This is a genomic window from Enterobacter sp. K16B (genome assembly GCF_020216105.1).
Lineage (GTDB): Bacteria > Pseudomonadota > Gammaproteobacteria > Enterobacterales > Enterobacteriaceae > Enterobacter > Enterobacter sichuanensis.
The window spans coordinates 66,437-88,289 of sequence record NZ_JAIWJZ010000003.1; the positions used below are offsets into that span (position 1 = coordinate 66,437).

The window sequence follows — 21,853 nt, forward strand, 5'->3', positions numbered from 1 at the left end:
TTGCCGCATATATTATTGTGGTGAACGACGTTAAGTACAGCCCGCGTGTTATGGATCTCGCCCGACACACCAAAACGGGTGGGTGAAAACCCTCACCAGATCGCGCTAGTCTGCCTGTGTTGAATGGATGACCAGGACTAGCGATTAGAACGTATGGAAATTATTTTGATGCGTCATGGAGAACCCCATTACAGGGGGGCGCCAAGGGTCTCGTACAGGGAAATGACCGAATGGATCGACAGCTATAACCTCTCTTCGACGGGCAGCGACAGGCCGCCTGAAAGGGCTCAAATTCAGGCGTACCGTGCGCTCACGTTTCTCAGCAGCCCTCTCCCGCGAGCCCTTTCATCGTTGAAAACGCTGGGGTGTGAACCGGGTTTAATTGATGAGGTTTTTCGGGAAGCAGAACTGCCGGTGTTCCGTATTCCGGGGTTACGGCTATCGCCTTTTTACTGGGCAGCGCTGTTTCGCGTTCTTTGGCTCTGCGGCCTGTCTGGCGAGGCAGAGTGCGTAAGCGTCGCAAAAAAACGTGCCGTTAAGGCGGCAGAAATCCTGGTGAATGTCGCGAAGGACTCTGACGGCCCCGTCTTGCTCATGGGGCACGGAATGATCAATCGGTTGATTGCGAAGGAACTGATCGCATCAGGCTGGAAAGAACAGACTTCCCCGGGTACCGGTTACTGGTGAGCGGGGGTTTACAGCCTTGCGTAAGAGCACATACTGACACCGAGGATTTTTTCATCCTCGGTGCCTGGGTCATAGCGTCTGGCCAAGGATAACGCGATCGAACAGACGGTCTCCCAGCCAGAGACGCATGCGGATGAGCATCTTTGCATACTTGCCGGCTGCATAGCGTGTACGCGGATGAGGGCTTTTAACGGCGCGGGCAACCACGTCCGCAATCACCTTCGGGTCGCTGCCTCTGCCATTCCCGTATGCATTTTTGACCGATTTAGCCACCTTCTCCACGAGGCGAGCGTAAGGGCCATTTGCTGAACGTTTAACTATATTGCCGCTGACCACATCACCAAAGCCTGTCTCGATTAAACCCGGTTCAACAATCACAACCTTAATGCCAAATTCAGCCACTTCAAGACGCAGACAGTCAGACCATCCCTCAAGCGCATGTTTCGTTGCGTGATACCAGGCTCCCAGAAGGGTGTAAATCTTACCCCCCATAGAGGTGATATTAATAATGTAACCGCTGCGTCTGGCACGCATGGCCGGGATCAGCAGTTGCGTAAGGCGGGCCGCACCAAACACGTTAACCTCAAACTGATAGCGAGCTTCATCAATACCGATCTCTTCTACCGGTCCATAGAGCCCAAAACCCGCGTTGTTGACCAGTACGTCAACCCCACCTGTCTGCGACATGATGGTATTCACTGCAGCCAAAATGTCTTCATCACGTGAGATATCCATCCGCAGAGGGTATGCGCCAAGCTGGGCGAGATCGTGCATTTTCTCAACGCTACGGGCAGCAGCGTAAACCTGATAGCCATCCTGAATGAGACGACGGGCGATGGCTTTGCCCATACCTGACGATGCACCGGTGACCAGCGCAGTTTTTTTGTCCTGAGTAAACATAGATACCTCGGTGAGTAGACTGTGGCTAGTTTGCTCTCCTTCGACCTCATGTTAACTAGCGTATCGCGCCATGTGACTCGCAAACTGCGCCATCAGAGCGATACATACGCACGTGTTTACTCAAGACGCATGGCTGTCCTGGCCGCTTCAGGAGTCTGGCCCGTCCAGGTCATAAATGCGCGATAGAATGAGTTAGGATCTTCGAAACCCAGCAAAAACGCGATCTCATACCCGGAAAGACGCGTATTGCGAAGATAATGACGGGCCAGGTGTTCACGACACGCGTTGACAAGGTTGCGAAAGTTTTCCCCTTCCTGCTCAAGCCGGCGCTGCAGCGTGCGTTTGCTCATTCCCAGACGCTCCGCCGCTTTTTCAATAGTCGCTTCGTTACCGGGAATAAGCTCCAGGAGTACCGCTCGTACACGATCGGCGGTTGAAGCCCGTTCATTTAACTGACCGAGACGACGCTGCAGTTCCGGTTCAAACACCTGCCACATCCCCTCATTGACCGTTAAAAAGGGTCGAAGCGCATCGGCTGCGGAAAAGCTGATGGCGGGCTGTTCTCCGTATTGCACGTCAGCACCAAAGAAACGCGAAAAGTGGCTGTTCTGAACCGATGACGGTAGCGCAGAAACGCAGATCCGTAAGGGGTTAACCGGTTCGCGAGTTCCCAGACGCAGAAGCTTGAGCAGGAAGCCCAGCTCTGCCACCTGGAGAAACGGCGGAATAGTTGTCGCAAAAAGCCAACGCGGTGAGACGGTAAGGTTGCCGTTTTGGTCGACCGTTGTCTCCAGAACCATGGGAGCAATAAGCTGTTTATATCTGGCCAGGCGCTGGACAGCCTGCATCATATTGCTGCTACACAGTGCGGCAAAAAGGGGCGGGTCAAACACATCCGCAGAGATCAACTCAATGAGCGGGACGGGAAAGGCAGGATCGTTCGTTTCAGCCTCCAGCGCGTTCCAGAAGCGAATGTATTCATTTGTATCGAGTCCGCGCGCTTTTTGCAAAAAGAGATCGTCAGGTAATCCTGCCCTGCGGAGAATGCGTTCTGGCTCAAGCCCCGCGTCTTTCAGCAGCGTTTTCCAGCTTATATCGAGAGCGAAAGTACGGTTAGAAGCCATTTGCTCATTCCCGGTTGAAGGTTATGCAACGCTTAGCGTTATTGTTCATCGACAGATGAACGGGCGCTATGCAGTATGGTTGGCTGGCAGGTCACCGGGAAATTCAGTGAGTTAGCAATAAAGCAAAGCTCATGCGCGCGGTGATGAAGTGCCACAGCGCGATCGATATCATCCCCTGGGCGAAGCGTGATTTGAGGCTTCAGGACAAGAGAGGTGAAACACCCCTTTTCTCCTTCGCGCATCGTTCCTTCCGCCCGGTCAATATAGGTATAAACGCTTATCCCCGCTTCCGCGCAAAGATGCAAATACCATAATTTGTGACAGGCAGAGGCTGACGCGACAAGAAGATCTTCAGGATTCCAGCATGATGCATCCCCCAGAAATGCAGGGTCTGATGAACCTGAAATCGGAGATTTATCACCCGCCGTGATGTCATAAAGACGATCGTAGGCTTTATAGGATTCCGTCCCACGGCCTTTGTTCCCTTTCCACTCGACCTTAACCTGATAATGATGCTCACGATGGCTCATCTTGATGCTCCCGATAATGATATCCGATGGTTTTTGCTGGCGATGTTTGTTCGCAATCACCTGTCTCGACGTAAGCTATCAGATGGTATACCATTATTCCATCTTTTCAGGAGAAACAGTATGCAACTTAACGCCCTTTCGACCCCGGACGTGCTCGCCAGTGAATTAAGAAAGATGATAAACAGCGGTCGTCTGCGTGATGGAGAGAGGCTTGTTGAAAGGGATCTTGCCAGTCATTTTTCTGTCAGCCGAATCCCAATGAGAGAAGCAATCAGGCAGCTTGAACGCGATGGGCTGGTGGAAATTTTCAGGAACCGCGGCGCTGTTGTCAGAACGCTTTCTGCAGATGATCTGGATGAGATCTACTCCCTGCGTGCCTTACTGGAAGGGGAAGCCGTCTTTCAAAGCGTGAAAAACCTGAGTTCCGATACGCTGGCGAGGGCCGAACTGACGCATACGCTTCTCGCCAGAACGACTGAATTTGACATGCAGGGCACACTTAACCGGGAGTTCCACAATCTTGTCTACAGTGGGTGCAAAAACCAACGCCTGCTGAGGCTGATTAATGATACCCGCAATCAGATAGAACGGTATGAATACCTTCAGCGAAAGCTCCTTTCCGCAACACCGGTTTTTCAGGATGACCATGCAGGTATCCTTACAGCCTGCAGGGAACGGGATGCCGGGAATGCACGAGTTGAAGTCGTGCGACATATTCTTAGTGCCGGAGAAATGCTAAAAACGTTTATCAGCCGTCGCGACGAGGGTTAAGGGGAAATCCCGTTAACCCGGCTAATGCCCGCTTCAACGGAGTGATGACATCATCCTTCTCCATGCCCATTTGCGCATGAATAATGGCACCGTCAATGAGCAGCATGATTTCATTGACGACGCGCTCATCCGCGATCTTCGTCAGCGACGCAATAATATTCTTTGTTTCGATTTTATGATCGCGGCATATCGCTTTTATTTCGCTTTCAATATCTTCCGATTTTGCCTCGGCGCTGGCATTAATAAATGCGCAGCCGTGGAAATCAGGCGAAATAAACCATTCGCAAAGCGTTGCCGATATCGCATCAGAAGGTATTTCACCTTCATCAAGATGTCGGCGCAGCGTAGATTCAAACCAGCCAATCCATATTTCGTGCCGATAGTGCAAATAGGCGAGAATAAGTAAACTTTTACTCGGAAAATGGCGATAAAACGTCACCTTGGTCACCTTCGATGCTTTAATCAGCGTATCCACGCCCGTCGCCCTGAAGCCTGTGGAATAAAACAGATCGTGCGCCGTAAGTAATATCTTATCTCTGACGCTGATTTTGGTATCGTTGCCTGCGGATTCTGTTTTCACTTTTGGGTAGCCTCAAAACGGATGTTGACAGCGTTATTTTACAGGCATAGATTACCGCATGTAGACAGACCTGTCTACATCATATAACACTGAGGTAATCGCCATGAACACACGTCCTCCTTTACCGCCCTTCACGCGTGAAAGCGCCATCGAAAAAGTCAGACTGGCAGAAGATGGCTGGAACAGCCGCGACCCGGCGAAAGTCGCGCTGGCCTATACGCTGGATACCCAATGGCGCAACCGCGCGGAGTTCGCCACTAACCGTGAAGAAGCCCGGGCGTTTCTGGAGCGGAAATGGAAAAAAGAGCTGGACTATCGTCTGATTAAAGAGCTCTGGGCATTTACGGATAACCGGATCGCGGTGCGCTATGCCTATGAATGGCACGATGATTCCGGCAACTGGTTCCGCTCGTATGGCAATGAAAATTGGGAGTTTGAGCCGGACGGGTTGATGAAGCGCCGCTTTGCCTGCGTAAACGATATGCCGATAAAAGAATCCGAGCGGCTGTTCCACTGGCCGCTGGGCAGACGCCCGGACGATCACCCTTCGCTGAGCGATCTTGGCTTATAGGATTTTCGCATCACTCCGGGCCGCCCCGGAGTGGTGAATTTACAGTGCGCCCAGCTGTTTCATCAGCGTCAGGTTGTCCTCAATATGCCAGTTAGCCGCAATCTTGCCGTCAGCGATCTCATAGATATCCGTGGCGATAAAATCTATTTTCTGCCCCTTTCCCTTCAGCTTGCCAAATGTCCCGGTGAATGTGCCGTGAAAATGTAAATGCGAGACCACGCGATTGCCGGAAATAATCATCTGCTCAACCTCACAGCGTAAATCCGGCACGGCCGTGCGAAACGCACGCGAGGCTAAAATAGCGCCCTCCGGCCCCTGCTTACGACCTTCCGGCGGCGTTTTATCAATAAAATTCACTGCCAGGGCATCACGCGCCAGAGATTCTTCTCCGGTGTTCCAGAACGTGGCATATTCTCTGGCAACGGCTTCATTCGCTGTTAATTGCGTCCGGGACAGGCTCTTATCCACAATAAGCTGCTGTGGTTTCACCCATTCTGACTGCGCCGAATACGCGCCGCCCGACAGTCCAACAAAAATAAGCGCCGCGAGGGCGGGACGAAAAGTTTTCAAAGCGTTCATCTTCTTTCTCACCATTTTTACGTTACTCGCTAACCCTGTATTGTGGGTAATCGGTATATCCCCTCCCGGCGCCGCCAAACAGCGTGGCGGGGTCTCGCACCTGGGCCAGAGGCAGTTGGTGCGCCAGCCGGTGGGGTAAATCCGGATTGGCAATAAACGGCCGTCCGAAGGCAATCAAATCGGCATAGCCGGCAGCAAGGATCTTTTCCGCTTTTTCAAGGTCATAGTTACCCGCAACGATAAGGGTTCCGCTAAACGTCTCGCGAAGGGATCGACGGAACTGTTCAGGTACCTGCGGCGCATCGTCCCAGTCGGCTTCCGCCAGGTGGATGAAAGCAATACCTTTTTGCTCACACCAGGCCGCGAGCGCGAGTATGGCTTCCGTCACCTGCGGATCGTTCATCCCGCGCTGGGTAATAAACGGGGAAAGGCGAATGCCCGTACGCTCGCGGCCAATGGCCTCAGCAATGGCGCTTAACACCTCCTGAGCAAAGCGGATCCGGTTCGCCAGCGTGCCGCCGTACTCATCCGTGCGTTTATTGGATGTCTGACGCAGAAACTGGTCGATCAGATAGCCATTTCCGCCGTGGATCTCCACGCCATCAAACCCGGCCTGAACGGCATTCAGTGCCGCCTGACGATAGTCCGCGACGATGCTGTGAATGTCCTTGCGCGAGAGCGTTCTCGGCTGCGGGCAGTCAACCATCTGGCCTTCCCCCTGTTCATTCACCACCCACACCTGCGCGTCCGGCGCCAGTGCTGACGGCGCAACGGGCTGACCATCCTGATGAAAACGGGCGTGCGACATTCGCCCCACGTGCCAGAGCTGAGAGAAAATAACCCCGCCCGCCTGATGCACGGCACCCGTCGTGAGCTGCCATCCTGAAACCTGCTCCGGCGAATGGATGCCGGGTGTCCATGAGTATCCCTGGCCCTGAGGCGAGATCTGCGTGGCTTCGGTGATGATTAATCCGGCGCTGGCCCGCTGCCGGTAATACTCTGCCATCAGCGTGGAGGGAATATTGCCCGGTTGAAGGGAGCGTGCGCGGGTCATCGGCGCCATGACGATACGGTTTTTCAGGTCTTGCTGCCCCAGCCTGTAGCGTTCAAAAAGTGAGGTACGTTGCATGTTTTCATCCCTTATGGTTTGGATGAAATCACTTTACAGACGGCATCTTGTTTTGATAATTACGCTAAAAGCAGATGCACTTTTCGGAAAATATGAATAATGGGCAAACTCGAAGACATGGCATTACTGGTTGAAGTGGCCGAGGCTGGCGGTCTTTCTGCCGCCGGACGACGCCTGTCGCTTTCCCCTGCCACCATGACGGCCAGGCTGAAGGCGATTGAGGAGCGCTACCAGACCCGCCTGTTTCACCGCTCAACGCGGTCCATCACGCTGACCCGTGCCGGGGAAGAGTTTTACCATGCCGCGCTGCGCGTGCTGGAAGAGGTTCACCATGCCGAGTCGTTACTGACGCAAAAAGAAGGCGTGCTCAGCGGTAATATTCGCCTTTCTGCCCCCTCTGACTTTGGCAGGCAGTACCTTAGCCCCGCCGTGGTTGAGTTTTCCCGCCACCATCCCGACGTGAAATTTTTCATCTCGTTAAGAGAGCACGTTGAGGACCTGGTCGCTAACCGGCTCGATATGAGCGTGCGCTTCGGCAACCTCCCGGACAGCAGCCTTGTCGTCAGAAACATCCGCCCGAACCATCGGGTACTGGTCGCCTCCGGGGAGTATCTTAACGAACGCGGCATCCCCGCCACGTTTGCAGATTTGGCTCAGCATCGGTGCCTGGCACTTGAGTCTCAGGGTGTGGTGATGAACGAATGGCGCTTTGAAACCAATGGCGAAGAAAGCATTGTACGCGTAGAGCCTGCCATGGTGTGCGACGACGGCGCGCTGCTTCGTCAGTGGGCCCTCAGCGGGGCGGGCATCGCGGGGAAATCGTGGTGGGACGTCAAAGACGACGTTGAGACAGGAAGACTCACGGTGCTGTTTGCCGACAGCTTCACCGGCTTTAGCCGATACGACCGCAAAGACGTCGGGCTGCAGTTTGTCTACCCGCAGCGCACCCTGCAGCCGCTTCAGGTCACGGCGTTCAGTCAGTTTTTTCTCGACTGGCTTAAAAAACAATAACCCCAAAAAACGGTGATACACTACCCCTCACCGGGTCATCGTCCCGTCTGAATGACCTGGTACGAAAACACAGGTAACCAAAATTCAAAATGGTCACTCGTTGTTAATCGTAACCTGTCACGCTAAGCTTAAATAATGACTAAAAATATGCCTACCCCATCATCACGTGGTCCACTTGACCACACTGTCAGAGAGCAAATCGTCGAAGCGGCTTTTGAGCACTTCGGCCACTACGGCTATGAAAAAACCACCGTGGCCGAGCTGGCCAAATCTATCGGTTTTTCTAAGTCCTACATTTATAAATTTTTTGAGTCCAAACAGGCAATTGGTGAAGTGATCTGCGCTAACCGCCTGGAACTTATCATGGCGGCCGTGCTTTCCGCCATCGAGGACGCGCCCTCAGCCAGCGAAAAACTGCGCCGTCTTTTCAAAGCGCTAACTGAAGCAGGCAGCGAGCTGTTCTTCCACGATCGTAAGCTTTACGACATTGCCGCCGTCGCCGCACGCGAACAGTGGCCCTCAACGGAACGGTATGCAGAAAGCCTGATGAAGCTGATTGAGAGCATCATCATCGAAGGCAGGCAGGCCGGTGAGTTCGAGAGAAAAACGCCGCTGGACGAGGTCACCCAGGCCATCCACATGGTGATGTGTCCTTACATCAATCCGGTACAGCTGCAGTACAACCTCGAAACGGCCCCAACTGCGGCAGTGCTGCTCTCTTCACTGATTTTACGAAGCCTGGCCCCCTGATTTGTGACCATTGACAATATTGGTCACTAGTCAGAGAATGCGGATACCGTTCTGTTACGTCTAAAAGGTTTCCCATGCTCAGGCTCACTTCAGCCCGCGTTGCCGTTTGTCTCCTGCCGTTCGCCCTGGTGGCATGCGGCGATACGTCTTCGAGTGACGATCCGCGCACTCAGCCGCCGCTTGTCAGATCCGCCTCTGTCGCACTTGCCAGCGACACAGCCCGCGCCTTCACGGGCGTGGTGGTCGCCAGAACGCAAAGCGATTTGGGTTTCAGGGTGCAGGGAAAAATCCTCGAACGTCTGGTGGATACCGGGCAGACCGTTAAACAGGGTCAGCCGTTGCTGCGCCTTGACCCGGTGGATCTGAAATTACAGGCCCAGGCACAGCAGCGCGCGGTGGACGCCGCCCAGGCACGCGCCCGGAAAGCGTCCAGCGATGAGGCGCGCTATCGCGGCCTTGTGGCCTCTGGCGCCGTGTCCGCCGCGGAGTATGACCAGATCAAAGCCGCTGCGGATACGGCCAGAGCGGAGCTCAGCGCTGCCCGGGCGCAGGCCAGCGTGGCGCAAAACGCCACGGGCTATGCCGTACTGCTGGCGGATGCCGACGGCGTGGTGATGGAGACCCTCGCCGAACCGGGTCAGGTGGTCAGCGCCGGTCAGGTGGTGATCCGGCTTGCCAGAGCGGGACAGCGCGAAGCGCTTGTACAGTTCCCGGAGACCCTGCGTCCTGCCGTTGGCAGCGCCGCGCAGGCCACGCTGTATGGAAATGAAACACACCCGGTCAGCGCAACACTGCGCCTGCTGTCTGATTCCGCCGACGCCACCACCCGCACCTATGAAGCACGCTATGTTCTGGAAGGCGCTCTGGCAAACGCACCGCTGGGGGCAACCGTCACGCTCCAGCTCGCCGTGCGCCAGCAGGACCAGGTGATGCAGGTTCCGCTGGCCTCCCTCTACGATGCAGGCAACGGCCCCGGCGTCTGGCGCATTTCCGATCGGTCAGCAAAAGTCGCCTGGACGCCCGTTACGGTGCAGAGCGTGGGGGACGATGCCGCGCAGGTCACGGGAGGCGTGAAGCCCGGGGAGAAGATTGTTGCGCTGGGTGCCCATCTTCTGCATGAAGGTGAGACCGTCAGGCTGGCCGAACAACGTCATGCCGGCCTCGCGGAGACCACGCCATGAGCGAAAACCGCTTCAACCTGTCAGCGCTCGCCGTTCGCGAGCGTTCAGTCACGCTGTTTCTGATCGTTCTCGTAACAATTGCCGGTATATACGCCTTTTTTGGCCTTGGACGCGCAGAAGATCCACCCTTCACGGTGAAGCAGATGACGGTGATTACCGTCTGGCCGGGTGCGACCGCGCAGGAAATCCAGGATCAGGTCGCCGAACCGCTGGAAAAGCGCCTGCAGGAACTCAAATGGTATGACCGCACGGAAACCTATACCCGCCCCGGCATGGCCTTTATCACGTTGTCATTGCAGGACAAAACGCCGCCCGCTGAGGTGCAGGACGAGTTCTACCAGGCGCGGAAGAAACTGGGAGATGAAACCCGGCGTCTCCCGTCCGGCGTCATCGGGCCGATGATCAATGACGAATTTTCAGATGTCACCTTTGCCCTCTTTGCCCTGAAAGCGAAAGGCGAACCGCAGCGGCAGCTGGTACGTGATGCCGAAGGCCTGCGCCAGCAGCTTCTGCACGTCCCGGGCGTGAAGAAGGTGAACATTATCGGTGAACAGGCGGAGCGGATTTACATCTCCTTCTCGCATGACCGTCTTGCAACTATGGGGCTCTCTACCCAGGATATCTTCACTGCGCTCAACAGCCAGAACGCCCTGGCCGCTGCTGGTTCCATTGAGACCCGGGGCGCACAGATTTTTATTCGCCTCGACGGTGCTTTCGACGAACTGCAAAAGATCCGCGATACCCCCTTTGTGGCTCAGGGCAAGACCCTCAAGCTGTCCGATGTGGCCACGGTTGAACGGGGCTACGAAGATCCCCCGACGATGCTGATCCGTAATCAGCATGAGCCCGCCCTTCTGCTGGGCATTGTGATGCGTGAAGGCTGGAACGGTCTGGCACTGGGTAAAGCGCTGGATGCAGAAGCGGCGAAAATTAATGAGGGCCTGCCGCTCGGCATGACCCTGACCAAAGTCACCGATCAGTCCGTGAATATCCGCTCGTCGGTCGACGAGTTTATGATCAAATTCTTCGTCGCCCTGCTGGTAGTGATGGTGGTCTGTTTTGTCAGCATGGGCTGGCGCGTGGGCGTGGTGGTGGCAGCGGCGGTCCCGCTCACGCTGGCGGTGGTCTTTGTGGTAATGGAGGCCGCAGGAATAAACTTTGACCGCGTCACGCTGGGCTCTCTGATCCTCGCGCTTGGCCTGCTGGTTGATGACGCCATTATCGCCATCGAAATGATGGTGGTGAAGATGGAGGAAGGTTACGACAGAATCAAAGCCTCCGCCTACGCCTGGAGCCACACCGCCGCGCCCATGCTGGCGGGTACGCTGGTGACGGCCATTGGCTTTATGCCGAACGGCTTTGCCCAGTCGACCGCCGGGGAATACACCAGCAACATGTTCTGGATTGTCGGCCTCGCCCTGATTGCCTCCTGGTTTGTCGCCGTGGTGTTCACGCCGTATCTGGGCGTGAAGATCCTGCCAAACATTCCGGTCGTGGAAGGTGGCCATGCCGCCATCTATAACACGCCTCGCTATAACCGTTTTCGCCTGCTGCTTGGCCGCGTTATCGCCAGAAAATGGCGGGTGGCCGGCTCGGTCGTCGCCATTTTTATCCTCGCCGTGCTCGGTATGGGGCTGGTAAAAAAACAATTTTTCCCGACCTCCGATCGCCCGGAAGTGCTGGTAGAAGTCCAGATGCCCTACGGTACCTCGATTGCGCAGACCAGCGCCGCCACCGCAAAAATTGAAGCCTGGCTGAGCAAACAGCCGGAAGCCAAAATCGTTACCGCCTATATTGGACAGGGTTCACCCCGTTTTTATCTGGCGATGGCCCCCGAGCTGCCCGATCCGTCTTTTGCCAAAGTCGTGATCCTCACAGACAGCGAGACCTCACGCGAGGCGCTCAAGTTCAGGCTTCGGCAGGCGGTCGCCAGCGGCCTTGCGCCGGAAGCCCGCGTGCGGGTAACGCAGCTGGTGTTTGGCCCGTACTCGCCCTTCCCGGTAGCCTGGCGCGTTTCAGGGCCGGATGTCGCAACCGTGCGTGGCATCGCTGATAAGGTGGAAGCCGTGCTGGAGGCAAGCCCGATGATGCGCACCGTCAACAGTGACTGGGGCTCGCGCGTGCCTGTATTACATTTCACCCTCGACCAGAACCGCCTTCAGGCGACGGGGTTAACGTCCAGTGACGTCGCCCGCCAGCTCCAGTTTCTGTTGTCTGGTGTGCCTGTTACCGCCGTACGGGAAGATATCCGTTCGGTAGAGGTGATGGGCCGCGCCGCGGGAGATATCCGCCTTGATCCGGCAAAAATTGAGGGGTTCACCCTGGTCGGCAATGCGGGACAGCGTGTTCCGCTGTCCCAAATCGGCAAGATTGAGATCGGCATGGAAGATCCGATCCTGCGCCGTCGCGATCGCACACCGACCATTACCGTGCGGGGCGATATCGCCGACACGCTTCAGCCACCGGATGTGTCGGTTGCCATCATGAAGCATCTCCAGCCGATTGTTGATGCGCTGCCAGCCGGGTACCGCATCGACATGGCGGGGTCGATTGAGGAATCAGGTAAAGCCACACAGGCCATGCTCCCGCTGTTCCCGATCATGATTGCCCTGACGCTGCTGATCATCATTTTGCAGGTGCGTTCGCTCTCGGCGATGGTAATGGTGTTTCTTACCGCGCCGCTGGGGTTGATTGGCGTGGTCCCCACCCTGCTGATGTTTAATCAGCCGTTTGGCATCAACGCCCTGGTGGGCCTGATCGCCCTGTCAGGCATTCTTATGCGCAATACCCTGATTCTGATCGGGCAAATCGACCATAACCAGAAGGCGGGCCTCGATCCGTTCCAGGCGGTGGTTGAGGCGACGGTCCAGCGCGCGCGCCCGGTATTACTGACCGCGATGGCTGCCGTGCTGGCGTTCATTCCCCTGACGCATTCGGTGTTCTGGGGAACACTGGCCTGGACGCTGATCGGCGGAACGTTGGGGGGAACCATCATTACGCTCGTCTTCCTGCCAGCGATGTATGCAATCTGGTTCCGGATCCGCCCTGCGGAACAAGGCGTGCAGCTCCCTGCTGAAAACGTGTAAACTACCCTCAGTAATTAACTGACCCGAGGAAAACATGGTTGTTAAGCGCTTAAGAAAAGAGGATCGCCGCGTGCAGCTGCTGGAGGTGGCGCGTGGCATTGTCCGCCAGCAAGGCACGGAGGCACTGACGCTGGGTTACCTGGCGGAACGGGCCAACGTGACAAAGCCGATCCCCTACGACCACTTTGGCGATCGCGAAGGGCTGTTGATGCCGCTGTACCAGGATTACAGCGATCGGCAGTTGAAAAAATTCCGTGAAACACTGGCGGTAGACAGCAAAACGCTGGAAAAGACGATCCGCTTTTTCAGCGCCGCCTATATCGATTGCGCCATAACCGCGGGGCCCGAAACCGGCCCCATCGCCGCGGCGCTGTCCGGGTCCCACGCGCTTCAGACCTTCCGGGAAGCGTGCGTGGCAGAGTGTGCCGACTGCCTGCGCACCGCACTTTCTCCTTTTGTCGTGCTCAAAGGTGTCCAGGGGGAAGCGGTGCTGACGGCCATTTTGGGTGCTGCGGACGCGCTCAGCGCCGCCGCAGGGAGCGGTGCGCTCGCCCGAAATGTTGCGGAAGATATGCTCAGCGGCGCCATGTCCGGCGTGCTGGAGACCTACGCGAAAAGCACAAAATGATCGTAGCAGGCAGATTGACAGACAAGTTACCAATAGTAATATAGAAAGCAATTCACTCCCTGCTGAGGTTGCTATGTCTGCTAAAGATGTCATCAAAAATGCGCTGATCGTGACGGCTCACCCTGTCGAAAACTCGCTGTCTCATTCGCTGGCCGATCGCATTGCCGGACAGCTTCGCGAACAAGGTATGCAGGTTGAAAGGGCTGACCTGCATGCCGAAGGTTTTAATCCGGCCATGTCGCGCGCCGATCTGGATTTTTATCATGGCGAACCCGGCGCCCTCCCCGACGATATTCTGCGCGAGCAGCAACGCGTTGAGCGAGCGGATATGCTGGTGTTTGTCTTCCCGGTGTACTGGTGGTCAGTTCCCGCGCTGTTGAAAGGCTGGTTCGATCGCGTATTAACCCTGAACTGGGCGTATAAGGTAGCCGACGACGGCCGGATTGTGGGCAACTTACGGGATGTTCCCGTCCGCCTGATTGCCACTGGCGGCAGCGATCTCACCGGATTTGATAAACACGGCTACTCGACGGCGATTCAGACGCAAATCATCGAAGGTGTATTTGGCTTCTGCGGGTTGAAGAACGTCACGCTCGATATTCTCTACCAGGCCGATACGGCAACACCTGCTCAGGTTGAGGATTTTCTGCAAGGACTCAATATTGCGGATTAGTATCAACAGATGGCCTTTGCGAACCAGACCGCGCACCTACTCAAGTTGGTGTATTGAGCCGATGCGATATACAACGCTATAACTAAACGTGATATTTCCGCCTGTCGCGGAATGAATTAGCAAAGGTCATTTCATGGTTAAGTCAGTTCAGCCAACAACCACTCTCACCACCACCGGTCTCCCGGCGGCGTGAGCGTATCTGTGACGAACGACTAACAGAGCCTCATTCCCCGCCAGCCTGGACGGGGAAATTTCTCTCCGTTCATCACCCTCTGAATGGAGAAAGAAAATGGATTCTTCTGACAATGCACTCCTGGTTATCGATATGCAGCAGGGTCTCTTCCGGGGCCCCGTTACCCCCTGGTCCGGTGACATCATTCTGGCAAATATCCGTTTATTAATTGCCAAAGCACGGCAAGCTCAGGTGCCCCTCTTCTTTGCCCGCCATATCGGACCTGACGATTCCCCGTTCCCGGAGAACAGCCCGTTAACGGCCCTTTTACCCGAACTGGACGTAAAGCCTGAGGAGGATTTCGTTTTTACCAAGCGCTATCCCAGTTGTTTCCGGGATACCGGGTTACAGGCCGCACTTCTGCGCAGGGGCGTAAAGCAGTTGGTCATCGCCGGGATGAAAACAGAGTTTTGTGTTGATACCACCTGCCGGGCCGCCCCGGAACTGGGTTTCAGGACGGTGTTAATTACAGATGCGCATACCACAATGGATAATGAACATTTATCCGCAAATACCATCATTGCTCATCACAACAGTACGCTGGCAGGTCCGTTTGTAACGATTTCGACGGCAGGAGACTGGCATTTTAATTCGGTGAGTTAATCCGACAGAAGCCGGGATATTTTGCCCGACGCGCCTTGCCGGGCGCGTTTTCTGCGGGTGCCCATGGGGCAAAATCAGGCCCGGCAACAGGCTGTGGGCTACGGCATTTGTGAAACAAAACGCTGCCTGAATTATCGGCCTGGAGGCTGAAAATGGGCCTCAAAGAAGGGTGACGGACTCATCCAGCCAGCCGGGAAGATGGTCCCTGTACCAGTTAAGGTAGATATTCAGATCAGGCTTTTTCCTTTCATGCAGTAATAACACGACTTCAGTGACAATCCATGCTTTGGCGATAGTGATTTCTCTGGCTAACCTGTCTGCAACGGAATGAGCAGTAAATAAACAGTAGCGTTCGGCAAGCTGCAAAATGCTTTGTCTTGTACCCATCCCTTTCACCAGCGGAGCAAGGTCGATAGCCGGACTGCCCGTGCCGAACCTTTCCCAGTCAAAAAGGATTACATCGCCGTTTTCTCTTCTGCCCCAGTTACCCGCATTCGTATCACCAGAAATCAAACATTCCTGGCTAAACAAAACGCTGCCCGCATGGTGAAAATAGCGCAACTGCCGCTCAATGCGGACGGGTAATTTCAGAAGAGACAGCGATCTTTCAAGCGATGACTCAGGCCAGCTATGGGGGTGATAAATCCATGCGGGGTCGGCAGGATAATCGTGAAGGCGTGAAAGTCGTCTCAATATTTCGTCAGCAGTAACCTCATCCTGGGAGATCTTATGCGGAACGTACTCGAGCCTCAGAACGTGTTGATGAGGATCTGCGTGCAACAGTCGAGGTGATTCAACAGCCCTCTTGAGCGGCTCCGCCGCACGCTCATAAAAGCAGTATTCAACATCACTAACAGGGCTTTTTTCAATTATCTGATTGCCATGTTGATCCGTCAAAAGGCGTACCTTTGCTGCGCCCATTCTGGATAAGTTGTCGTTAGACATACCATCCTCATTCGATACGTTCGGTTTCTGGTCGTAAGTATAGCGTGATGGGATAAATAAGATGTTGAGTAAAACTCACACTGATGCTCACTATTTATCGTTTTTCAAACGTAATCACGTTAAATACCATCAGGTCATCATCCCTTTTAAATTATAAATACCACTCTGCCTGTATGGAGCACCTATGACACTCGATGTTTTACTCCCGGTCATGAAAATTATCGCGCCGCATAAAAATAATATCGCTGAAAGCTTACATGACTTAATTAAAATACTGTCAACAGAAAAAGAACATTCCGAAGCGCTGTCACCCTTTATTCATCGACTGCATTTGCTCTCTTTCGCCCAGAGCGCGCCGGGTAACGCCGAGGAGCTGCTCGCGGCGCATCTGCCAAAAGAAGATGGGCTCCTTCCGCTGCTTGACTTCGCGGACTGGCCCCGGGTGCGTTACGCCGCATCAGGTGAAGTACAGACGCCTGAGTCTGAGGCTTATTTCCAGAAAATAACAACGGCTGCCAATCTGTTACGTTCAGCATTGATTGATGCTGAGCGCGAAAAAGGTACGCCTGCGCTTTATATTATCGATAAATTGCTTAATCTGAACAGCGCGCTGCCGGAAAGATATAAACACATGGCAAATATTCCCTACGCTTGATGTTATGCCTGTGGCAGCCCTTTTTGTCGGGTGACGCTGCGCTTACCCGGCCTTTGTTGCAGGCCCGTGCAAGCGTAGCGCCGCCGGGCGAAGGTGACTATTCAACGTTCAGACAGACAATATCCAGAGCAGGAACTACTGGCGTATGGAGGTTAAGCCAGTCCCGCAGGCGTTCGATACTGTGTGTTCTGAGTGAATTTTTCGGCCAGACAAGATAATAGCCGTCGCCTGTGTCGATGGCTTCCCTGAAGGGTAATGCAAGCAGTCCGCTTTCCAGGGCTTCCAGCGTGAGCCGAAGATCGGCCATCGCAATACCATGCCCGTGCATGGCGGCAAGACTTCCCTGCTCCAGGGTGTCGAACACGATCCCGCTACTCATGTCGAGCCCCGGATATAACCCGGTCCTTTTCAGCCAGCGTTTCCAGTCCCGTCTGTCCGGAGAGGGATGGATAAGATCGCACTGCGAAAGCTGGTGCCGGGCAGACTCCAGCAAAGACGGCGTACACACCGGAATGAGCCATTCGCTGAAAAGCAACCGGCTCTCCGTTGACTCGCCAAAGTAGCCATTGCCGAGGAGGATCGCGCAATCATACGGCTCGCGGCTGAAGTCTACGGTGTCAAAGTCCATCCAGACGCTGGCGATTTCAAGTTTAGGTTTTGCATGGTTCTCGCGAAAGGATTTGAGGACATTCAGAAGCCATCGCATCGTCAGGGTGCTGGGCGCTTTAAGACGCAACAGATGATTTTCACTTCGGAATGCGCGACAGGCCCACTCGATATTCGAGAAACTTTCGCTAAGCTGTCCTGCCAGGATACGCCCGGCGTCGCTGACCTCGACTCTCGGCCCCTGCCGTTTAAAGAGCTCACAGTCAAACCACGTTTCAAGCGTCCGGACATGCCTGCTGACCGCACCCGGTGTGATATTGAGCACTTCAGCGGCTTTGCTGAAGGAGTTCAGCCGCGCGGCTACTTCAAAAGCGCGCAGGGCATACAGCGGAGGTAAGGACATAATTTCCCTTTAAGTGATGAATATTCATTGCGTTATTTTTTTGGCTAATAACCGTTAGGCGGTTACTCACGGGATTAATGTGTCCGATCTTTTCGCCGGGTACAACACCTGTATTCACAAGATTATATTTCGCTTAAGTTCTGACACGAAAAAAAATACCAAAACTGGCAGTTGATTCTTATTTGTATGACTTTTAAGATTTGTCTGCAACTCATTGATTAATTTGATTTAGGGAAATAAAAATGACAAATAAAGTCGTTGCGGGAATGATGATGGCCGCGTTTTCAGGGGCAGTATATGCAGGACCAGCACAAGTCACTCCGGATTTTTCACCAGAGAGTTTAACGGTTTCAGCCTCTGCCGGGATGCTGAGCGGAAAATCTCACGAGATGGTTTATGACGAAGTGACAGGAAGAAAAATTAGCCAGCTGGACTGGAAAATTAAAAATGTCGCCATTCTGAAAGGCGATATTTCCTGGGATGCTTACTCCTTTTTGACACTGAACGCCCGCGGCTGGACATCCCTCGCATCAGGCTCTGGTCATATGGATGACTATGACTGGATGAATGCAAAACAATCCTCCTGGACAGACCATTCGAGCCATCCAGCGACGAACGTTAACTATGCCAATGAATACGATCTCAACGTAAAAGGTTGGATCTTCCAGGGCGATAATTATAAAGCGGGCGTTACCGCAGGTTATCAGGAAACCCGCTTCAGCTGGACGGCGACTGGCGGTACTTACAATTACGATAACGGCACCTATAAAGGGAACTTCCCGGCAGGCGAACGCGGCATTGGTTATAGCCAGCGTTTCTCCATGCCCTATATTGGTCTTGCAGGACAGTACCGATTTAATGACTTTGAGTTTAATGCCCTGTTTAAATTCAGTGACTGGGTCCGTGCGCATGATAACGACGAGCACTATATGCGCGATCTGACCTTCCGTGAGAAAACTAGCGATTCCCGCTATTATGGCGCATCCGTCGATGCCGGGTATTATGTCACTCCGCATGCCAAAGTATTTGCTGAATTTACCTATAGCAGCTACGAAGAAGGTAAAGGCGGTACGCAGATTATTGATACCAATACCGGGCAGTCCGGCTCTATTGGTGGGGACGCTGCGGGTATTTCTAACCACAACTATACCATTACAGCGGGTCTGCAATATCGCTTCTAATCCAGGCGAAACGCAGTCGATTGTTAATACAGTTCAGGCCCCTAATGGGGCCTTTTCGTTACGCTGTGTTAATTAGATGATAATGTAGATTCACTCTCTCATAACCGGGCAAAGTAACAATGACTGTTTCAGCGAAATATGAATGGCGCAAGAATAACTACCTGGTCAGTACGGACAGAGCGAAACTGGACGTGCAGGCAATCCATCAGTATCTGACCCGGTCATCCTGGGCAAAAGGCATTCACCTGGACATCGTCGCGGCGTCCGTTGAAAACAGCCTTAACTTTGGTCTTTATCATCATGAACGGCAGATTGGTTTCGCGCGACTGGTCACGGATTATGCGACCTTCGCCTATCTTTGCGATGTCTATGTCCTGGAAGAGTATCAGGGTGAAGGGCTGGGCAGATGGATAATAGAGTGCATCCACGATCATCCCGTTTTTCCGCAATTTCGGAGGATCATGCTATTTACCACAACTGCGCCCTGGCTTTATGAAAAATTGGGCTACGAGCCCGTAAACAGGGAAAACTATGCCTGGACAATTACGCGACCTGATATTTATACCAATGCTAAAAAGCCGGGCTGATCAACACTGTTACCGCAGCGCATAAAGACTAACCGGGAGCTAACCTCGCATGTCAAAGCCGGATTTTTGAAAATCTCTGTAGACTTCCGGATTATTGAAGGCCGGGAATGTGGCTTTTTGGGCTGCTGATTTTAGCGCTTCGCACCAGGCTTTATTGCCGTCACTGGTTGAGATAGCTAACGCCGTGCCATCCTGAGCAAATTCAATATGCAACCGGCATTTTTTCCCTTTCCACTTTTGCGGCTCGTCAATTTTGTCTTCTATTGCCGCCTTGATCGCCCGTGCCTGCGCCCCCCATTCATCCTGATCGTCCCAGCGTCCGGAACCACAAGACCCCGTTGCCGTGGTCTTATGGCACCCTGATGGATGTAACGGCGCGCATCCCGCAGCCAGGCTCGCCACAATGGCCAGCATCACGATTTTCTTTACTGTGTCAGACACGTCCACGTCTTGCTCCCTAAATCCATTTAAACCTCAACAGTGTTGGCCTATTCTTTCGTAACTGCTGGTCGCTACTCAACTACTAATAATTAGCCTGTCAGTGCGGCGCAAATCGCCGATTCCATTTTCTCGGGCGTGGTCATCGGTGCAAAACGTTTGAGCGGTTTACCGTTGCGTCCAATCAGGAATTTCGTAAAGTTCCACTTGATCCGCCCACCCAGCACGCCGGGCAATTCGTCTTTCAGGTAACGAAACAGCGGGTGCGCGGCGGCGCCATTGACCTCTATTTTCTCGAATATCGGAAAACTGACACCGTAGTTTATGTGGCAGGTTCTTGAGATGTCGTCGGTGCCGCCGGGCTCCTGTTTACCGAACTGATTACAGGGAAAGCCAAGCACGACAAATCCCTGAGGCGCGTATTTCTTGTATAACGCTTCAAGAGCAGCGTACTGCGGCGTAAAGCCACACAGGCTAGCCGTATTCACGACCAGCACCACCTTACCCTCGTAGTCGGCCATAGCGACCGGTCGGCCATCAAGGCGGGTGGCTGTAAATTGATAAAAATGCGTCATACTGGCAACCTCAAAGCGGAATGTATTCACCCTCAACATTACCACATAGCACGTGATTCGGATCTTTACAGCCACTGAGCGGCATTGAGGATTAAAATATCTATACGCCCGTTATATAAGTCCCAATACGTGCTACTTTCCCAATAAAAGGAGTCTTCCAGCCGTTAATATTCAAGGATGATTGAAAATTTGCGTCACATGGAATCCCTCAGGTAAATGAGGTACGGGATGAGGTAATAAAGGATCAAAATACAGACCTTCGTAGCCAGCAATCCAGTGGCGAGCCCCACTCGTAACATTATCCCAGCGGCCATGAAATATACCATTATTTTTCGGTTCACTGGCCCCGTCGTGTTTTATAAACGAAACATTCTCCAATCCGATATAAAGCAAAAATCGTTTCATTTGCGCAAGATTGACACGTTTATATTTATCACAGAAACCTTTTTCCATTGCAATGTGTAACGTTTCTTCATAAGTTTTTTGAAGTAAACGGGCCATAACAGCAATACCACACCCTTCATGCTGACAAGGTTGTTGGATATGCTTATAAGTCATTTTCATCGAAATCATCCATTTTTTATTTTCAGGAATTACGTTTAATCCACAGATTATTATCGGCCCCCTGAAGCGTTTCTTGATAAGAATAGTGCGTTGCGATGTAAGACTGGTTAAGAAACCATCTTCACCGACTCAACCAGCGGTTAAATTTCAGCAATGGATTGCCTGGGGACAGGTGTATGAGTAAAATCCAATCTTTCGGGTAAAGAAAATGACTGTTGCTGATTCACTTCTCACTTTCTCCTTCGCTGCACTCCTGCTCACTCTCACGCCTGGCCTGGATACGGCTCTGATTCTTCGAACGGCCTGTGCTGAAGGGGGACGAAAAGCTATTCACACTGCGCTTGGCATCGATGCTGGCTGTTTTATATGGGGAGCGCTGGTCGCTTTGGGGCTTGGCGCTCTGCTGGCCGTTTCTGAGCTGGCATACACCGTGCTGAAAATTTGTGGTGCAGCCTATTTAAGCTGGCTGGGCTTACAGCTGCTGGTACGCCCCCGATCGTCTTTCGGTCTCAGCGACGGCAATCATGCTTCTCATGGGAACTGGTTTATGAGAGGGATGATGGGTAATGTGCTCAACCCCAAAATGGGTATTTTCTATGTCTCTTTTTTGCCTCAGTTTATACCTGCCGGTCACTCTCCTTTACTCTGGACGTTTTTGCTGGTCAGTATCCACGTGACAATCGGCACGATATGGTCAGTGACGCTTATTTTATCGACGCATTTTGCGTCAGGCATCCTGAAGAGAAGTGGCGTGATCAAGGTTATGGACAGGGCAACAGGAGGCTTGTTTTTGTGCTTCGCGGCTAAACTGGCGCTAAGCACAAGATAAGTCTCTTTCGTCCGCTTCTGCCGCGAAGCGGACCC

The 21,853-nt window shown here is 53.6% G+C and carries 25 protein-coding genes; 14 read left to right on the forward strand and 11 right to left on the reverse strand.

Annotation, left to right across the window (positions count from 1 at the left end; translation table 11 throughout):
• Positions 1–168 precede the first annotated feature (168 nt).
• Positions 169–687 carry a histidine phosphatase family protein gene (locus LDK53_RS00930; RefSeq protein ID WP_225283403.1) on the forward strand — a complete coding sequence of 173 codons (519 nt, stop codon included), beginning with the start codon at positions 169–171 and terminating at the stop codon, positions 685–687.
• 69 nt (positions 688–756) lie between these two features.
• On the opposite strand, the gene LDK53_RS00935 is transcribed toward LDK53_RS00930, so the two are convergent.
• From LDK53_RS00935 to LDK53_RS00945, 3 genes are all read right to left on the reverse strand, one after another.
• Entirely contained in the window at positions 757–1,587 is an 831-nt protein-coding gene (locus LDK53_RS00935; protein WP_059385345.1) for an oxidoreductase, read from the reverse strand.
• Positions 1,588–1,703: 116 nt separating this feature from the next.
• Positions 1,704–2,711 (reverse strand): AraC family transcriptional regulator, encoded by a 1,008-nt coding sequence (locus LDK53_RS00940; protein WP_225283314.1) that lies wholly within the window; start codon positions 2,709–2,711, stop codon positions 1,704–1,706.
• Between the two features lie 38 nt (positions 2,712–2,749).
• Positions 2,750–3,241 carry an OsmC family protein gene (locus LDK53_RS00945; protein ID WP_059385358.1) on the reverse strand — a complete coding sequence of 164 codons (492 nt, stop codon included), beginning with the start codon at positions 3,239–3,241 and terminating at the stop codon, positions 2,750–2,752.
• Positions 3,242–3,361: 120 nt separating this feature from the next.
• Between LDK53_RS00945 and LDK53_RS00950 the strand changes: the two genes are divergently transcribed.
• Positions 3,362–4,012: a GntR family transcriptional regulator gene (locus tag LDK53_RS00950; RefSeq protein ID WP_225283316.1), complete on the forward strand. Its 651-nt coding sequence runs from the start codon at positions 3,362–3,364 to the stop codon at positions 4,010–4,012.
• On the opposite strand, the gene LDK53_RS00955 is transcribed toward LDK53_RS00950, so the two are convergent.
• A complete protein-coding gene (locus tag LDK53_RS00955) occupies positions 3,990–4,592 on the reverse strand; it encodes a TetR/AcrR family transcriptional regulator (RefSeq protein ID WP_059385343.1) in 603 nt (200 codons plus the stop codon). The two genes, LDK53_RS00950 and LDK53_RS00955, sit on opposite strands and share 23 nt — an antisense overlap.
• Positions 4,593–4,695: 103 nt before the next feature.
• Between LDK53_RS00955 and LDK53_RS00960 the strand changes: the two genes are divergently transcribed.
• Positions 4,696–5,163, forward strand: coding sequence for a DUF1348 family protein (locus LDK53_RS00960; RefSeq protein WP_032645324.1), 468 nt, complete (start codon positions 4,696–4,698; stop codon positions 5,161–5,163).
• Between the two features lie 39 nt (positions 5,164–5,202).
• Here the strand turns inward: LDK53_RS00960 and LDK53_RS00965 are convergent, their stop codons facing one another.
• Together LDK53_RS00965 and LDK53_RS00970 are read right to left on the reverse strand one after the other, a co-directional pair.
• On the reverse strand, positions 5,203–5,742 hold the full coding sequence (locus LDK53_RS00965; RefSeq protein ID WP_225283318.1) for an ester cyclase: 540 nt from the start codon (positions 5,740–5,742) through the stop codon (positions 5,203–5,205).
• 22 nt (positions 5,743–5,764) lie between these two features.
• Positions 5,765–6,871: an alkene reductase gene (locus LDK53_RS00970; RefSeq protein ID WP_225283331.1), complete on the reverse strand. Its 1,107-nt coding sequence runs from the start codon at positions 6,869–6,871 to the stop codon at positions 5,765–5,767.
• A gap of 99 nt (positions 6,872–6,970) precedes the next feature.
• On the opposite strand from LDK53_RS00970, the gene LDK53_RS00975 reads away from it, so the two are divergent.
• The 7 genes from LDK53_RS00975 to LDK53_RS01005 all read left to right on the forward strand — a co-directional run bounded on the left by LDK53_RS00975 (position 6,971) and on the right by LDK53_RS01005 (position 15,035).
• Positions 6,971–7,882 (forward strand): LysR family transcriptional regulator, encoded by a 912-nt coding sequence (locus tag LDK53_RS00975; RefSeq protein WP_225283333.1) that lies wholly within the window; start codon positions 6,971–6,973, stop codon positions 7,880–7,882.
• 135 nt (positions 7,883–8,017) lie between these two features.
• The gene (locus tag LDK53_RS00980) at positions 8,018–8,632 is read left to right on the forward strand and encodes a TetR/AcrR family transcriptional regulator (protein ID WP_047958511.1); all 615 of its coding nucleotides are present in this window, start codon (positions 8,018–8,020) and stop codon (positions 8,630–8,632) included.
• Positions 8,633–8,706: 74 nt separating this feature from the next.
• The gene (locus LDK53_RS00985) at positions 8,707–9,813 is read left to right on the forward strand and encodes an efflux RND transporter periplasmic adaptor subunit (protein ID WP_225283336.1); all 1,107 of its coding nucleotides are present in this window, start codon (positions 8,707–8,709) and stop codon (positions 9,811–9,813) included.
• A complete protein-coding gene (locus tag LDK53_RS00990) occupies positions 9,810–12,899 on the forward strand; it encodes an efflux RND transporter permease subunit (RefSeq protein ID WP_225283338.1) in 3,090 nt (1,029 codons plus the stop codon). Before LDK53_RS00985 ends, LDK53_RS00990 begins: the two co-directional genes overlap by 4 nt.
• Positions 12,900–12,933: 34 nt before the next feature.
• The gene (locus LDK53_RS00995) at positions 12,934–13,527 is read left to right on the forward strand and encodes a TetR/AcrR family transcriptional regulator (RefSeq protein ID WP_225283340.1); all 594 of its coding nucleotides are present in this window, start codon (positions 12,934–12,936) and stop codon (positions 13,525–13,527) included.
• 73 nt (positions 13,528–13,600) lie between these two features.
• On the forward strand, positions 13,601–14,200 hold the full coding sequence (locus LDK53_RS01000) for an NAD(P)H-dependent oxidoreductase (protein ID WP_045284310.1): 600 nt from the start codon (positions 13,601–13,603) through the stop codon (positions 14,198–14,200).
• Between the two features lie 289 nt (positions 14,201–14,489).
• Positions 14,490–15,035 carry a cysteine hydrolase family protein gene (locus LDK53_RS01005; RefSeq protein ID WP_225283342.1) on the forward strand — a complete coding sequence of 182 codons (546 nt, stop codon included), beginning with the start codon at positions 14,490–14,492 and terminating at the stop codon, positions 15,033–15,035.
• A 159-nt stretch (positions 15,036–15,194) separates the two neighbouring features.
• Here the strand turns inward: LDK53_RS01005 and LDK53_RS01010 are convergent, their stop codons facing one another.
• A complete protein-coding gene (locus LDK53_RS01010; protein ID WP_225283344.1) occupies positions 15,195–15,980 on the reverse strand; it encodes a phosphotransferase family protein in 786 nt (261 codons plus the stop codon).
• Between the two features lie 184 nt (positions 15,981–16,164).
• On the opposite strand from LDK53_RS01010, the gene LDK53_RS01015 reads away from it, so the two are divergent.
• Positions 16,165–16,635 carry a hypothetical protein gene (locus LDK53_RS01015; RefSeq protein ID WP_225283346.1) on the forward strand — a complete coding sequence of 157 codons (471 nt, stop codon included), beginning with the start codon at positions 16,165–16,167 and terminating at the stop codon, positions 16,633–16,635.
• Between the two features lie 97 nt (positions 16,636–16,732).
• Here LDK53_RS01015 and LDK53_RS01020 read toward each other — a convergent pair whose 3' ends face one another.
• Complete coding sequence (locus LDK53_RS01020) at positions 16,733–17,644, reverse strand: LysR substrate-binding domain-containing protein (protein WP_225283348.1); 912 nt, start codon at positions 17,642–17,644, stop codon at positions 16,733–16,735.
• A 242-nt stretch (positions 17,645–17,886) separates the two neighbouring features.
• Between LDK53_RS01020 and LDK53_RS01025 the strand changes: the two genes are divergently transcribed.
• Positions 17,887–18,825: an omptin family outer membrane protease gene (locus tag LDK53_RS01025; protein ID WP_059385332.1), complete on the forward strand. Its 939-nt coding sequence runs from the start codon at positions 17,887–17,889 to the stop codon at positions 18,823–18,825.
• Between the two features lie 119 nt (positions 18,826–18,944).
• Positions 18,945–19,412 carry a GNAT family N-acetyltransferase gene (locus LDK53_RS01030; RefSeq protein WP_128339575.1) on the forward strand — a complete coding sequence of 156 codons (468 nt, stop codon included), beginning with the start codon at positions 18,945–18,947 and terminating at the stop codon, positions 19,410–19,412.
• 39 nt (positions 19,413–19,451) lie between these two features.
• Here the strand turns inward: LDK53_RS01030 and LDK53_RS01035 are convergent, their stop codons facing one another.
• From LDK53_RS01035 to LDK53_RS01045, 3 genes are all read right to left on the reverse strand, one after another.
• A complete protein-coding gene (locus LDK53_RS01035) occupies positions 19,452–19,826 on the reverse strand; it encodes a cell envelope integrity TolA C-terminal domain-containing protein (RefSeq protein ID WP_126801635.1) in 375 nt (124 codons plus the stop codon).
• Positions 19,827–19,942: 116 nt separating this feature from the next.
• Positions 19,943–20,425 (reverse strand): glutathione peroxidase, encoded by a 483-nt coding sequence (locus LDK53_RS01040; RefSeq protein ID WP_225283361.1) that lies wholly within the window; start codon positions 20,423–20,425, stop codon positions 19,943–19,945.
• A 171-nt stretch (positions 20,426–20,596) separates the two neighbouring features.
• A complete protein-coding gene (locus LDK53_RS01045) occupies positions 20,597–20,989 on the reverse strand; it encodes a hypothetical protein (RefSeq protein WP_095451376.1) in 393 nt (130 codons plus the stop codon).
• 208 nt (positions 20,990–21,197) lie between these two features.
• Here LDK53_RS01045 and LDK53_RS01050 point away from each other — a divergent pair, with 208 nt between their 5' ends.
• A complete protein-coding gene (locus LDK53_RS01050; protein WP_047958500.1) occupies positions 21,198–21,818 on the forward strand; it encodes a LysE family translocator in 621 nt (206 codons plus the stop codon).
• Positions 21,819–21,853: the final 35 nt, after the last annotated feature.

What these genes read in the sequence shown, in the direction of transcription:
- LDK53_RS01010 (WP_225283344.1), bottom strand. Translation starts at nt 15,980, where the DNA reads ATGTCTAACGACAACTTATCCAGAATGGGCGCAGCAAAGGTACGCCTT.
- LDK53_RS01025 (WP_059385332.1), top strand. Translation starts at nt 17,887, where the DNA reads ATGACAAATAAAGTCGTTGCGGGAATGATGATGGCCGCGTTTTCAGGG.
- LDK53_RS01050 (WP_047958500.1), top strand. Translation starts at nt 21,198, where the DNA reads ATGACTGTTGCTGATTCACTTCTCACTTTCTCCTTCGCTGCACTCCTG.
- LDK53_RS01030 (WP_128339575.1), top strand. Translation starts at nt 18,945, where the DNA reads ATGACTGTTTCAGCGAAATATGAATGGCGCAAGAATAACTACCTGGTC.
- LDK53_RS01040 (WP_225283361.1), bottom strand. Translation starts at nt 20,425, where the DNA reads ATGACGCATTTTTATCAATTTACAGCCACCCGCCTTGATGGCCGACCG.
- LDK53_RS00935 (WP_059385345.1), bottom strand. Translation starts at nt 1,587, where the DNA reads ATGTTTACTCAGGACAAAAAAACTGCGCTGGTCACCGGTGCATCGTCA.
- LDK53_RS00940 (WP_225283314.1), bottom strand. Translation starts at nt 2,711, where the DNA reads ATGGCTTCTAACCGTACTTTCGCTCTCGATATAAGCTGGAAAACGCTG.
- LDK53_RS00985 (WP_225283336.1), top strand. Translation starts at nt 8,707, where the DNA reads ATGCTCAGGCTCACTTCAGCCCGCGTTGCCGTTTGTCTCCTGCCGTTC.
- LDK53_RS00995 (WP_225283340.1), top strand. Translation starts at nt 12,934, where the DNA reads ATGGTTGTTAAGCGCTTAAGAAAAGAGGATCGCCGCGTGCAGCTGCTG.
- LDK53_RS00970 (WP_225283331.1), bottom strand. Translation starts at nt 6,871, where the DNA reads ATGCAACGTACCTCACTTTTTGAACGCTACAGGCTGGGGCAGCAAGAC.
- LDK53_RS00930 (WP_225283403.1), top strand. Translation starts at nt 169, where the DNA reads ATGCGTCATGGAGAACCCCATTACAGGGGGGCGCCAAGGGTCTCGTAC.
- LDK53_RS00990 (WP_225283338.1), top strand. Translation starts at nt 9,810, where the DNA reads ATGAGCGAAAACCGCTTCAACCTGTCAGCGCTCGCCGTTCGCGAGCGT.
- LDK53_RS00950 (WP_225283316.1), top strand. Translation starts at nt 3,362, where the DNA reads ATGCAACTTAACGCCCTTTCGACCCCGGACGTGCTCGCCAGTGAATTA.
- LDK53_RS00945 (WP_059385358.1), bottom strand. Translation starts at nt 3,241, where the DNA reads ATGAGCCATCGTGAGCATCATTATCAGGTTAAGGTCGAGTGGAAAGGG.
- LDK53_RS01045 (WP_095451376.1), bottom strand. Translation starts at nt 20,989, where the DNA reads ATGAAAATGACTTATAAGCATATCCAACAACCTTGTCAGCATGAAGGG.
- LDK53_RS01015 (WP_225283346.1), top strand. Translation starts at nt 16,165, where the DNA reads ATGACACTCGATGTTTTACTCCCGGTCATGAAAATTATCGCGCCGCAT.
- LDK53_RS00960 (WP_032645324.1), top strand. Translation starts at nt 4,696, where the DNA reads ATGAACACACGTCCTCCTTTACCGCCCTTCACGCGTGAAAGCGCCATC.
- LDK53_RS00975 (WP_225283333.1), top strand. Translation starts at nt 6,971, where the DNA reads ATGGGCAAACTCGAAGACATGGCATTACTGGTTGAAGTGGCCGAGGCT.
- LDK53_RS00965 (WP_225283318.1), bottom strand. Translation starts at nt 5,742, where the DNA reads ATGAACGCTTTGAAAACTTTTCGTCCCGCCCTCGCGGCGCTTATTTTT.
- LDK53_RS01000 (WP_045284310.1), top strand. Translation starts at nt 13,601, where the DNA reads ATGTCTGCTAAAGATGTCATCAAAAATGCGCTGATCGTGACGGCTCAC.
- LDK53_RS01005 (WP_225283342.1), top strand. Translation starts at nt 14,490, where the DNA reads ATGGATTCTTCTGACAATGCACTCCTGGTTATCGATATGCAGCAGGGT.
- LDK53_RS01020 (WP_225283348.1), bottom strand. Translation starts at nt 17,644, where the DNA reads ATGTCCTTACCTCCGCTGTATGCCCTGCGCGCTTTTGAAGTAGCCGCG.
- LDK53_RS00980 (WP_047958511.1), top strand. Translation starts at nt 8,018, where the DNA reads ATGACTAAAAATATGCCTACCCCATCATCACGTGGTCCACTTGACCAC.
- LDK53_RS01035 (WP_126801635.1), bottom strand. Translation starts at nt 19,826, where the DNA reads ATGCTGGCCATTGTGGCGAGCCTGGCTGCGGGATGCGCGCCGTTACAT.